This is a genomic window from Fictibacillus iocasae (assembly GCF_042665465.1).
GTDB lineage: Bacteria > Bacillota > Bacilli > Bacillales > Fictibacillaceae > Fictibacillus > Fictibacillus iocasae.
The window spans coordinates 305,362-317,614 of sequence record NZ_JBHTCP010000002.1 but is presented as its reverse complement, the minus strand read 5'-3'; the positions used below and the strand labels follow the sequence as shown (position 1 = coordinate 317,614).

14 protein-coding genes are annotated in these 12,253 nt (G+C 42.8%); 3 read left to right on the top strand and 11 right to left on the bottom strand.

The window, feature by feature from the left end; all coding sequences use genetic code 11:
* Window positions 1–159: 159 nt before the first annotated feature.
* The 3 genes from ACFQPF_RS01505 to ACFQPF_RS01495 all read right to left on the bottom strand — a co-directional run bounded on the left by ACFQPF_RS01505 (window position 160) and on the right by ACFQPF_RS01495 (window position 2,877).
* Entirely contained in the window at window positions 160–1,506 is a 1,347-nt protein-coding gene (locus ACFQPF_RS01505; RefSeq protein WP_379745455.1) for an FAD-binding oxidoreductase, read from the bottom strand.
* Window positions 1,507–1,653: 147 nt separating this feature from the next.
* Complete coding sequence (locus ACFQPF_RS01500) at window positions 1,654–2,010, bottom strand: YciI family protein (RefSeq protein ID WP_379745452.1); 357 nt, start codon at window positions 2,008–2,010, stop codon at window positions 1,654–1,656.
* Window positions 2,011–2,172: 162 nt separating this feature from the next.
* On the bottom strand, window positions 2,173–2,877 hold the full coding sequence (locus tag ACFQPF_RS01495; protein WP_379745449.1) for a class I SAM-dependent methyltransferase: 705 nt from the start codon (window positions 2,875–2,877) through the stop codon (window positions 2,173–2,175).
* 510 nt (window positions 2,878–3,387) lie between these two features.
* Between ACFQPF_RS01495 and ACFQPF_RS01490 the strand changes: the two genes are divergently transcribed.
* Window positions 3,388–4,092, top strand: a complete 705-nt coding sequence (locus ACFQPF_RS01490) for an LbetaH domain-containing protein (RefSeq protein ID WP_379745446.1) — start codon at window positions 3,388–3,390, stop codon at window positions 4,090–4,092.
* A gap of 414 nt (window positions 4,093–4,506) precedes the next feature.
* On the opposite strand, the gene ACFQPF_RS01485 is transcribed toward ACFQPF_RS01490, so the two are convergent.
* From ACFQPF_RS01485 to ACFQPF_RS01470, 4 genes are all read right to left on the bottom strand, one after another.
* Window positions 4,507–4,797 (bottom strand): hypothetical protein, encoded by a 291-nt coding sequence (locus tag ACFQPF_RS01485; RefSeq protein WP_379745443.1) that lies wholly within the window; start codon window positions 4,795–4,797, stop codon window positions 4,507–4,509.
* Window positions 4,798–4,906: 109 nt separating this feature from the next.
* The gene (locus ACFQPF_RS01480; RefSeq protein WP_379745440.1) at window positions 4,907–5,401 is read right to left on the bottom strand and encodes a competence protein ComK; all 495 of its coding nucleotides are present in this window, start codon (window positions 5,399–5,401) and stop codon (window positions 4,907–4,909) included.
* Between the two features lie 85 nt (window positions 5,402–5,486).
* Window positions 5,487–5,996 (bottom strand): competence protein ComK, encoded by a 510-nt coding sequence (locus ACFQPF_RS01475; RefSeq protein ID WP_379745437.1) that lies wholly within the window; start codon window positions 5,994–5,996, stop codon window positions 5,487–5,489.
* Window positions 5,997–6,182: 186 nt separating this feature from the next.
* A complete protein-coding gene (locus tag ACFQPF_RS01470; protein ID WP_379745434.1) occupies window positions 6,183–6,506 on the bottom strand; it encodes a pyrophosphohydrolase domain-containing protein in 324 nt (107 codons plus the stop codon).
* Between the two features lie 146 nt (window positions 6,507–6,652).
* Here ACFQPF_RS01470 and ACFQPF_RS01465 point away from each other — a divergent pair, with 146 nt between their 5' ends.
* Entirely contained in the window at window positions 6,653–7,636 is a 984-nt protein-coding gene (locus tag ACFQPF_RS01465) for a Gfo/Idh/MocA family protein (protein ID WP_379745432.1), read from the top strand.
* Window positions 7,637–7,685: 49 nt separating this feature from the next.
* Here the strand turns inward: ACFQPF_RS01465 and ACFQPF_RS01460 are convergent, their stop codons facing one another.
* Together ACFQPF_RS01460 and ACFQPF_RS01455 are read right to left on the bottom strand one after the other, a co-directional pair.
* On the bottom strand, window positions 7,686–8,627 hold the full coding sequence (locus ACFQPF_RS01460; RefSeq protein WP_379745430.1) for an FkbM family methyltransferase: 942 nt from the start codon (window positions 8,625–8,627) through the stop codon (window positions 7,686–7,688).
* A gap of 155 nt (window positions 8,628–8,782) precedes the next feature.
* A complete protein-coding gene (locus ACFQPF_RS01455; RefSeq protein WP_379745427.1) occupies window positions 8,783–9,973 on the bottom strand; it encodes an ABC transporter permease in 1,191 nt (396 codons plus the stop codon).
* Window positions 9,974–10,130: 157 nt separating this feature from the next.
* Here ACFQPF_RS01455 and ACFQPF_RS01450 point away from each other — a divergent pair, with 157 nt between their 5' ends.
* Window positions 10,131–10,754, top strand: a complete 624-nt coding sequence (locus ACFQPF_RS01450; protein WP_379745424.1) for a TetR/AcrR family transcriptional regulator — start codon at window positions 10,131–10,133, stop codon at window positions 10,752–10,754.
* A gap of 75 nt (window positions 10,755–10,829) precedes the next feature.
* Here ACFQPF_RS01450 and ACFQPF_RS01445 read toward each other — a convergent pair whose 3' ends face one another.
* Both ACFQPF_RS01445 and ACFQPF_RS01440 read right to left on the bottom strand, forming a co-directional pair.
* On the bottom strand, window positions 10,830–11,459 hold the full coding sequence (locus ACFQPF_RS01445) for a hypothetical protein (protein ID WP_379745421.1): 630 nt from the start codon (window positions 11,457–11,459) through the stop codon (window positions 10,830–10,832).
* Window positions 11,460–11,571: 112 nt separating this feature from the next.
* A complete protein-coding gene (locus ACFQPF_RS01440) occupies window positions 11,572–12,231 on the bottom strand; it encodes an NUDIX hydrolase (protein WP_379745419.1) in 660 nt (219 codons plus the stop codon).
* Window positions 12,232–12,253 lie beyond the last annotated feature (22 nt).

Genomic DNA, 12,253 nt, shown 5'->3' with positions numbered 1-12,253 from the left:
CTATGCGGGTCGCCCCGCACCACCTTGTCTTAAGCTACTGTTACTACTGCCTTCACAGTTCGGGACTCACACCCTATAGCCTGTACCCATGCCGGGCACACCAAAGAAGGGGATCCGGTACCTCAGTACCGGCCCCCCTTCTTTGGAGCTATATCATGTTTAATTACCTGGCGGGACGCTTTGCGGGTGACAAAATACGTTATTGGGGTCGTACTTGGCTTTAATTCCTTTTAGTCTTGCAAAGTTAGCGCCCCAATACGCTTCGCCAAAGTTTTCGATGTTGATGTCAGGTACGTTGACATAAGAGCCGATCGTATATGGCTTCAGCTGCTGGCGCACACGTTCAACAGATGCCAGAGCGGCCGCTTCTTCTGACTTTTCCATCCACGTTGCGTTCCATTCGGTATAAAACAGCGGAGAACGCCAGTAGAAAGCCGTTGCGGTGCTCGGCACCCTGCCAATCGCACCGCCCCAATTGGTGAAATAAAAATTTGACTCTGTCCCTGGTGATTCTTCTAAAAATTCCCTCATTACCGCGATGGGCTCATCCGGCCATAGATAGTTCGACCAAGATGACGAAAATTTAAAATTTTGATCGGCAAAAGGTGACTCAGGCGGATCGAGGTAATCGATGACCGCTGGATAAAACAGCGTTTGGATGTCTACTTTAGTTGGTGTTCCGGTATCAATGAGCGGCTGCAGTATTTTTCGCAGCTCGGCGCTTGAACCTAAAAACAGCCCGGTCGCATGAACCAATCCGTTCACTTTACTGAAAAGCTCAATATAGCTTCCAAGTCGTTCGTCTGCAAAAGGCATCACATTTTGCCATGCTTTAAACGCTTCCTCTAGCTGTTCCCACGGCCATACGATGTCAAAGACGGTCGCGGTCTCAGGGGCACGATGTACTTTTAGTGTGTATTCCACGTTATAGCCGAACGTTCCGCCTCCCCCTCCTCTTGTCGCCCAGTATAGATCTTCATTCTTTGTCGCATTGGCCGTAAGAAGCCTTCCGTTCGCATCGACTGTTTTGACTTCCAACAAGTTATCACTGATTAGCCCTATGGATCGCGACAGCACGCCGAACCCACCTCCTGGCGTTATTCCGCCAATTCCAACTGTTGGACTGTCTCCAAAAACAGACATAAATCCTTGACGCGCCAAATTTTTCACTAACGGCCCCACACGGTTCCCCGGCCCTACTGTGGCAATTCCTCTTTTCTTATCCAAGGTTACTTGATTCATATCGGATGTATCAATAACGAGTCCGCCATTTACACTATTAAAGCACTTATCGAGCGCATGGCGGCCACTCCGTATCCGTAACGGAACATTATTCTCGCGGCTCCATTTTATGGCATGGCTCACATCCAATGCATTTTTTGCGAATACAAAAACTAGAGGGTAGGTGTTCACGTAAGGATTCCAGTTTCGTCGTGCCTCTTCATATCCAGGATCGCCTTTAAAGATCACTCTTCCTGTTAAGCGCGTTTGGTTATTTGATGGCATACGTTCAACTCCCGCTGTAACATATTTGCACACAAATAAATGTGTATGCGGAAGCGCTGTTTTTTATTATCACTACGTGCATCAATCAAAGGAAGAACGCATAAACAACAAAGAGCGTCCCCAATACTTTTGGACGCTCTTTGTTGCTTACTCTTTTGTTAAAAAGTGATGAACCGGTCGTATTTCAAGGTGATAGTTTAATGGTTTTCGTTCGCGCACTTCTGTGGCTGGATGCAAGGACGCCAAGCGTATGGCATTCTCCATGGTGTCTGCTTCAATAAGGAATGCCCTTCCCATCCAATATTCTTTTACCAACCCCTCCTCCTCACGAAATGAAGGAAAGTTCTGATATTTCAAATCAATACTATCTTCTGCAACAACATGACCTGTTTTAAATAGACTCTTCAGCAGCGGCTGACATTGCTGGATAAGATCGTCCACCTTTTTCTTTGGCAGAACCTTTACTTTTTCAGGAAGAAAATAACCGAGACAAAGATAGATCATTTGAACTCCTCCTTGAAGTTCCTATCACTTAAAAATGCACTAAAATCCGTTGCCATGGAAAAGCCATCTAGGCACAATAATGACTATCAAGTAAAGGACTGCGAAAAGAATCAACAGCATCATCATCTTTTTCAAGGCATCACCCTCATTCTTGTTTTATCTTTATCGTCTTTTAAATAATCCTGCCAGCAAATCTGATGCGCCAAACAGCTCTTCTGATTCTTTCACGTCCTTCATCCTTCGCACTTCAACAGGCTCTAACGTGCTGAAAAGAGTGATTAACCGTTCTTCTGTAAATCCTAACCCTCCCATTAAAGAACCTGTTCTGTACACTTCCCAGTCTGATAGCTCTGCTCCTCCCCACTTACCTCCTGCAGCAAAGCAGGTGATGCCAAAATGCCCGCCGGTTTTCAGTCCTTTGTCTAGTAACTCCTTATAAGAAATTCTTCGATGCGGCGCAATGTGATGAAAGCAGCCAGAATCATAGATTACATCGTATGCCGCATCTTTCAGCTCCATGTTAAAGATATTGGCATGTAAAAAATTGATAGACAGGTTACATTTCTCTGCCCGCTCTCTCGCCCATTCCAGTGATGTACCCGACAGATCCACAGCATCCACCTCAAAGCCTTGAGCCGCAAGATAGAGAGCATTGCGCCCTGCTCCACAGCCAAGATCTAACACCTTTCCAGGTGACAGCCTCCCCTCCTGAACATAAGCTGCCAGATTTTCATCCGGAACATTCGCGAATATGGGGACTGGCTTTTCCCTGTCACGGTAAAACTCGTCCCAAAATGCAATCGGCTCTCTTAAAAAGGAATCAAGCATTTCCATTACATCATTGTAACTTGTAATCGTTTCAGGCATATTGTTGCCCCTTTCATGCGTTACCTTTATTTTACTGTAAGTATCCATTCTATACGTTACCGGTTATTTACAATTGCATGATTTCGTTACAATTCACAGCAAGTTGCTGACAGTTAAATCTCGTATCTGCACTCCATATTTCGTTAATATACGAATTGAAAGAAAACTGAATAGGAAGGGTTCACCATCAAAAAAAATCAAAGAATAAGCATGTGAATACCCTTTAACGTGATGCTCACCAAATAAAGCCTCTCTTTAATGTTACAATTATTACAAAAATATTACAGATGTAATTTGAGAGAAGAGTGCTGTTTCTAAAATTGACGGAATTCCAAAAAGCTTCTCCTATTTTAGAAATGATTTGCAAAACATCACCAAACACTCATCCACATTGAATTTGTGCGATTAAATTTACTATTCGACTCATACCTATGCATACGTCATTTCCATTGCGGCCAAGATTCCATATTTAATAAAGGGGCATAACATAGGTAGAAAAATGGATAGTAGGTGGATAATTTGGATCAGAATGCTTCAGTTGATTGCTTTAAACCGTTTATCAGCCCGAATCCCATCACGACATTCAACCCGGTTGCTATTTATCCAAGCATTGATAAAACGGCATTCATCAGTCCTCTTAGCTGTGTAATCGGTGATGTGATCATCCGAAAAAACGTCTTCGTTTCGCCTCTTGTCAGTATTCGGGCAGATGAAGGAACGCCATTTCACATCGGACCGAACACAAACATACAGGATGGTGCCATATTACACGGTCTAACGAATCGATTTATCACGGTAGAGGGCAGAAACTATTCCATTTTTGTCAGCAGCGAGGCTTCTATCACACACGGCGCACTCATACACGGACCATGCTTTATTGGTAAGAAGGTGTTTGTCGGCTTTAACTCCATTGTTTATGATGCTATTGTGGAAAACGGTGTGTTCATTGCTTACAACGCGGTCGTCACGAACGGCGTACGCATTCCAAGAAACCGTTTCGTTCCGCCTGGCGCAAATATTGATTCACAAAGAAAAGCTGATGCCCTGCCTTTTGTGCCTGAAGATGCAGCGGCCTTCGCACGAGCCGTGCAGGTTGTCAACCAGGAATTTCCTGCGGCATATCATTTACTATGCGGAAACAGCCGTTGTTCCTGCGGCGTTGCTTATAACAGCAGACAAAAGGAACACTCTGAATCGGAATCAGAATCATCCTAAAAACCTAAAAAAATTTGGCTGACGCCAAACCTTTAAGTCAGCCTTAGTTGCGCTTACACTATGTACGTTAACTTTTTTTCACGTCAAGTAATCATCTTGCAAAAAAGTTATACCATCGTATAGTGCAAAGAAGCCTGCTGATCTTTTGCAGGCTTCTTTTGGTTTCATCGTAAAAATGGTCTGCCTTTTTATTTACACGATAAGAAAAGATGCAGGAGTTGAAAAAGATGAGAAACTACCGACTCGTACATAAACGGAAAAGATTCATTCGTCCGGCAGCTCGATGAGAAAGCGAGAGAAAGGCATAATCAAAGGCATGCTGATTGATTCAGCATGCCTCCTCTTTATTCACTTAAAATTTTGCTACATACCTTTTAGCTGTCTTTCATGTCAATCTTAAAAAGATTGTACCGTTCACTCTTCACTTGTTTCCTTGCTTCTTTGCAGATACAGCACAAGCGCAAGGATAATGAGCGTAATGGAACAGCCTGCGGCAAACATGAACGCGAGACCAAGGCCGATGTTCGCACCGATAACCGGGTTCACATGGTCATCGTACAGCGCCAGTGGATACAGGATGGATACCGCCAGTACACCAGCATAGAACAAGAGCGTGCGCCATGACAGTGTCGGCTTCATGATTAGATATGCGGCTCCCATATTCAGCAAGAAGAGGGCAAGCGGAGTAATCCAAGAAGATACCATTCACATATTCCTCCTTTTTTGGTTTGTTTCATATGTATTACCTTTCGTGAATCGTCATGCATAAAAAGGCCAAAAGGCACCTGAAACCAACATTCAGGTGCCTTGTATACTAATATTTTATCATCCGCTCACTGACACGCTCGCTTAAAATAAAGCGGTACTGTGCGGTCCTAAACAGCTTCATTTCAAGAGAATACCTGGATTGCGGAATGAGGATGTGTGCGCCGTTGCGGAATACCACCCGGCTCAGCTCTGTTTCCTTCGCCTCAATCCGCTGAACATGTGACTGAGACAGCCAGATGCAGGTCATGTTTTTCGGAGACTCGACCGGAAAGAAGAAAATGCCGAGCTGTCCATTGATCATGATTGGCGCTAAGCTGCTATAGCCCATCGACTGACGGACCGCGTCGCGCTGTCCTTCGTACGTGGAACCGAAGAACAAACAGCTTTCAATTATTATGCGAATAGGACTCATTTCCACAAACAATGTCCGCTCTTCCTCCATTACCTCTGTCATCGTCTTTCCGCCTTCTGATTGAAAAGGCAGCAAAGCCATCGTGCTGGAGTGAATTTCGTATGACTTTAATATACTTGTCACTTCCATAGTTGTCCCCCCATTCGGTGTCCCCTAGGATAAAGCTTACCAACTAAGCTTGCACAAACTCTTAAAGGAATTCTTATTTAAATCATCAAAATGTACGCCATGATAAATCAATTTCCAGTTCTTTAAAACGAAGCATAAGTTCACAGCGAATTTGAGCGGTCTTTTGAATTTTAGATAACAATGCAGGACGAGACTGCGGGACAATGATGGAAGTTTTATTGCGAAAGATCATGGTGGATTTTTTTGTATTAATGGCTTTCACTGCTTTAACATGAGGCTGAGATACCCAGATGCAATGAATGGAAGATGGTGATTCTAGAGGGAAGAAACATAAACCGTAAATTTCGCTTATTAACACAGGAGTAAGAGACCGGTTGCCGATTTGCTGGCGGACAGCATCTATTCGCCCTTGATATGTAGAGCCATAATGAAGGCAGTTGTCCTTAATAATAGCCATTGGTGACATTTCAACAAATACCGTCCGGCCTAGCTCACGTACTTCTGAATACAGAAATCCATACTTATTTAGATAGGGCAAAATCATTATTGTGGCCTTAGAAATCTCATACTCCGACACAAACTGCAACTCTTCCATAGACTGGCCTCCAATTAAAATGGTTTCTCAAAAAAAGATATTACCAATTACCTATTAAACACCTTAACTATATGACCAAATACCTCCTTTCAAGGAATATATTACAAAATTTTCAGAAAACTGTCTACCGTTAAATTTACAATTTTCTCCTATTTTTGACGACTATTTTCGACAAATGTTTTTATGTTATTGTTCCACCTCTAAAAGAAAAATTCTTTTTTGAAATTCTCCTCGTTCTTCAGCCTTTTGCTGACGCAATTCTTCAACATCATCGATACCCACACCATGAACGTTGGCTAAAGCATGCAATAACTCTAGTAGATCTGCCAGTTCTTCAATTGCTTCTTCATTTGATTTGGCAGCCTCATACTCGGCCAATTCCTCATAGCATTTTTTCTTTAAAGCATCCTTATATTCTACTTCACCTAATATAGCTGTATGAAAAATTTTTCCTGTTTTTCCGATGATCTCGGGGATGCGGTCACGTACTAGTTTATGGTATGTTGGCATGTATTTAATCCTCCTGGTGATTTTTTAGTATCATATCAAAGTATCGTTCTGGCAGTATGTTTTTTTCCTGTGGTATGTTTAGTATGGAAAGTCTAGCTAATAGTGTAACACTATTAAGAATGATCGAGTATGAAAGGATACTAAACATGAACTTTGCTATTATAGGCACCAACTGGATCACTGAACGTTTCATTGATTCTGCAAAACGCAATGAGGAATTTAAGCTGACTGCGGTTTATTCCAGAACACATGAAAAGGCGAAGGAATTTGCTGACAAACACGGCGCAGAATTTATCTTCACCAATTTGGAAAAGATGGCCACAAGCGATGTATTTGATGCGGTATATATCGCGAGCCCGAATTCACTTCATGCGGAACAGGCAATTATCATGATGAAGCATAATAAGCATGTGCTAGTGGAAAAGCCGGCAGCGTCTAACCGCGCAGAATGGGAAGCGATGGCGCTTGCGGCGCGTGAGAACGGTGTATTATTAATGGAAGCCATGCGATCGACGATTGTGCCAAACTTTCAAAGGATAAGGGACAGCTTAGAAAAAATCGGGCCTGTTAGACGGTTTGTTGGAAATGCGTGTCAATATTCTTCGCGCTATGACGCATATAAGGAAGGATCGGTGCTGAACGCGTTCAAGCCAGAATTCTCCAACGGATCACTTATGGATATTGGCATCTATTGCTTATACCCGATGGTCGTGCTGTTCGGCAAACCGGATGGTGTGAAGGCAAACGCGTACATGCTAGAATCCGGAGTGGACGGCGAAGGCAGCATCGTGATGCGCTATGCTGACAAAGAGGCGGTTGTAATGTATTCCAAGATCTCAAACTCTTATATGCCCAGTGAAATTCAGGGAGAAAACGGCAGCATCCTGATTCACAGCATGCTGGAAATGGATAAGGTGGAGATTCGCTATAAAGATGGCAGTAGGGAGGATATCTCCGTCACACAGGACCAACCAAGCATGTTTTACGAGGCGAAGGAATTCATGGAATTAGTTCGGGCTGGAGAACGAGAATCGCGTATTAATTCACATGCTCATTCAAAAATTGTGATGGAAGTCATGGACGAAAGCCGCAGACAGATTGGGCTAGTGTATCCAGCTGATCTGAAATAAAAAGAAGGCGCTGCCCTATATTTCATAAGGCTGCGCCTTTTTGTCTCAATTATTGGATCGTCATCTGGAATTCAAGTGCATCCATCAAGACCTGATTCTTGACCAGTACGAGATCCGTATGAACACTAGATGTACCAAACACGGACTGTAATCCTTCTAAATTCAGCTGGTGTCCTTTTACTAGCACATCATCTGCATTATAAAAGCAGATCGTGAAGTGTGTTTGTAAGTCGTCAAGAAATTCATTTGCCGATATTCCGGCTTTCGTAATGTACTCACTGTTGAATTCGACAAAACCTAGTGCCGTATCACAAGAGCTCAAGAGCTTTTTCATTCCTTTTAGGACGAAGGCTTCGTATCCTTCCACATCTACTTTGAAGAGGACTTTTTCGTGGATCGGCACTTCCCTTACTAAAGAGTCAATGGTTATGGAAGGGACGGAAACCTTTTCAATCATATTATGAGATGGCATGTAAGATGCGGAAGACGTCCCTGACCAATGCTTGTCTACAAAGAATTCCTTCAGCACATTATTCTGTTCTGAGGCGAAGGCGTTAACAATGGTGATTTGAGTTTGATTTGGGTGAGTGTTTCTTGATTGTTCAATATATGGCAGAAGACGGTGGTTCGCTTCTATACCGTAAATTTTTGCATGAGCAGGATAAGAGACAGAAAACAGGCATTCTCCGTAATTCACACCAACATCAATGACCACATCAGGATTGACCCATTCAACCGCCATGCTCCAGAAACTATTTAATCGCTTTTGCGTTACGCCATTGCAAATCAGCAGCGCTCTCCCGCGATTCTCATCTGGATCCACATAAAGGATTAGTGAAGATTCTAACACAATTTTATTTGGTAGCTTATCAACATTTAACGTCTTATATTTGAGTAAAATGCCACAATCAATTAACCATTTCCAAAGCATCGGGTTTTTTTCCCACATAGTTGTCACGTACGGCTTGCGTACTAGTGTTTTCCCTATCATAGCAGGTCCTCCTAACACGTTTATCCCTCATTGTTTCTTGCGAATGAAGAAAAGTCCTCTCACCTTGGAAGTATTCACACGAAACCTTTACATTTTCATAAAAAGGTTACAAACATACATAAAAAAACCCATTTGCATGAAATGGGTTGGTGCTGCTAGATTTTTTCAGTTTTCGTTTGTCTTCTATTTGATGGAATGATGGCAGATAACAGGCTTACTCCAAGTGATATGGCAGCGGCGGTAATAAGGATTGTTAAAGGTGTTTCAAGGTTCATGTCATTTCCGAAATAGAGAATGTCGCGGAAGACGTCTGCTCCGAATCGGAGCGGTATCCATGAGTATAACCAGTCTTGCGTAAAGGGGGGCAGCATCTCTTCGGGTAATGATAGGATTGGTGAGCCGAAAAAGAAAACCAAGATTAACAGTGGCATAGCCGACAGTCCAAGGACGTTCAGCAACGCAGACTGGATGCAATAGAAGCAATAACTGATGATAAAGAAATAAGTGATAAACGTTAATGCATCAGGCAAAGCCAGATCAAGCCACTTTGCGAGAAGCAGCGTGATGAGGGCAGCTGTCATCGCATAAATCACGCCAGTTACCGATTGAGCAGCAATGATACCGCTACTACTCCTTTTCGCTGCAGAAGTGGCTTTTTTTGATGCCGTGTAAAGAGACACTGATGCAACGATCGCACCGAACCAAGCCAGAATGGTAAAAGCGACAGGTGCGTTGCCGTTCATGCTTTTAGGAGGAACAGCATTCACGTTTTCTAGTTTAAACGTGATCGGTTCAGACAGTGCGGCAGCTTGAGCGGTGTTCAGTTGATCGCCTTGCACTTTAATCGCAGATAACAGCTGCGCGCGAAGTGCTGCGTTCATAGTATCCGTCAAGCCTTCCATTCCTTGTCTGACGAGATTGGCACCTGTCGTATTTTTTCCTTGGTTGATATATATGGTCACTTCGGCTTTCTGTGGCTTCGGACTTAGTGATGAGGCTACATCTTGGCTCAGCTGATCCGGAATGAACAGTACAGCGTAATACTTCATTTGATTCAGTTCATCCATTGCTGTCTCTTTATCCTTTAGTAAGGTCCACTGGATAGGTTTTTTTTCTCCTCGTTGACTTATTATCTTCTCGGCAATCTGATTGCCTATCGAAAGTTTCTGGCCATTCGGCAAACTAAAAGGCTGGTCGTTTTGAATGAAGGCGACAGGCATATTTTTCGGCACTGGATTAGACGTTGAACCGATCTGCGCAAGACCGATAACCGAGATAGCGGCGATGACGATAATGAGACCAAGCCACGTCATTTTTTGTTGAAAGAAGCGCATGATATCCTTCATGTTGTTTTCTCCTTTTCTTTTTTATTGAACAGATTGTTGATTAATGATTACACTGTTAAGTATATGCAGTGTGGGCTTACATTCAATCGTTAATACAACGAGAACTGTTGAATAATGAACAGTGAAAGAAAAAGTGTTGATAAAGGAGTGAAACAGTGTGGGTGAAGCGATGGACCGGAGAAAGAAAAAGACGAAGCAAGAGCTTAGAAAGGCACTTCTGCAATTGATTGAAGAAAAAGGAATGGAGAAAGTAACAGTTAGTGATCTGAGTGAGCGGGCGGATATTAACAGAGGAACATTTTATTTGCATTACCGTGATGTCTTTGATTTTGTTGAGAAAATACAGATTGAAATTCTTGAAGGGCTTGCAAGGGAAATAGGGACAGTACAAATAACAGAGGTTAAAACGTATGCAGAAAACGGCCAAGCGTTTCCACCTGTTTTGACTGTGCTTCGCTATTTGGCTAAGCATTTTGATTTCTTCCGAGTGATGTTCGGGCCGAACGGCGATGCGTCATTTCCCGGCCAGTTTAAAGAGTTCATGAAGCAGCATATCTATCAAAACGCGGTGCAGCATATGACTAAGCAGGATAACATCCCGCAAGATTACCTGTTTGCGTTCATGAGTTCTGCACAGCTAGGTCTGCTCTCACACTGGATTGACACTGAAATGAGTCTTCGTGATGAGGAGATTGCGATTTTCATCACCAACTTGCTTTATTTCGGACCTGTACATGCGGCAGGACTGTTTCATTCAGTTTCCGATACAAATAAAAGATAACCAATAAAAGGGCTTAGCACATTAATGCGGCTAGCCCTTTTACTAATGTCCAGTCATTCTGCGAACGTGAAAAAATTACCTCACACTGACTATCCATTGTTTTGTTTTATTCTGATTTACCAAGCATACCTCCGTGTTGGATAACCATTTCAAGCTGCCGAGATGTTGAGCAAAAGCAAACTCATTCGGAATTTCAGAGATCAGCTTTTCACTTTTCACCCATTCCTCGGTTTTTCTGTCCAACACATTGATTGTGATTGTGTAGGTATCTAGATCATGCCGGCAGAATACTTCTGCTCTGTAAGCTCTAGAAGGAGAGCTCTTTTGTTTCCAAACATATTCATTTTTATGTTTTTTTTCAACAACAGACCGGTAAGCCTGCATGAGAATGGTTAGATCCCATTTATAGAACTTCCCTGCCTTTAACAGCCCATTATGAAGCGTTTCTACGATTATTTTCTTTTTTTCATCCTTGCAGCATGCGGCATAATGTTCATAGTCGAATTCTGCTTCTACTTCAGTGAAGCCATCAAGGTTTCCTACTTCATCATTATCGCTCTCTACACAATTTACGATAATCTTTTTTGTTTCTTGTGTTTGGAATTTCCCAATTTGCTGTAAATACAGGTCTGCCATACATCGAATTTCATCCCGAAACTTCATTCGTTTCGCTTTCCAATTTCGTTCATAATCTATTCGAATCATTTCATCTTTACTCTTCTTTTGTTTTGCATGTAAAGCATGAATGAAATCCTTATTTTCTTTATAAGGCAGATCTAAGTCTATCTCTCTTAAATACAGAAAGCTTCCCCCTTTTTCATGTTGCTAATTTTTCTTGAATCGCAGCGAGTACTGCTCGATAATACGAAATTTCATGAGGGACGAATAAGCTACTGTCAGCACGCAGTTGAAGGGGGACAACGCTGCCGTCCGTCAACAGCCTTACTCCCGTTAAGGAAATTGACTTCGTATGTCCATTCCAAAGATCAGAAAAATCGTGAAGCAGGGTTTTCACGATCCCCTCAGTTTCTTCTGTTTGAAGTTGGAAATCATGGAAGCCAAATCGGTGTTGATAAAGGAATACATGTGCGAGTTCGTTGTCAATGAACCCTCCGTTGCTATAATGATACGGAATCATACCGAGAGGCTGGAGATTGTCGAATGGCACGTCAACCCCTAGTTCTTCCTTTATTTCACGAACACCGTCAGCGACTGTTTCCTCTGCCGTTAGATGGCCTGCAGCAGTGATATCAAACAATCCAGGATGATCCTTCTTTTCTTTGCTGCGTAATTGCAGATAGATGTGGTGCTCATTATCTTCCTTACTCACAAACCAGCAGTGAAACGCTTCATGATAATAGCCCTTTTCATGAACCTCTGAGCGGGATGCTGTGCCAACAGGGATGCGATTGGAGTCGAAAATACGTAATCGTTCTTGGTCTGCTTTCATAGCATAAGCTGTCCGTATTGATGTCATGCTGCATTCTTCCTCTCTTTTA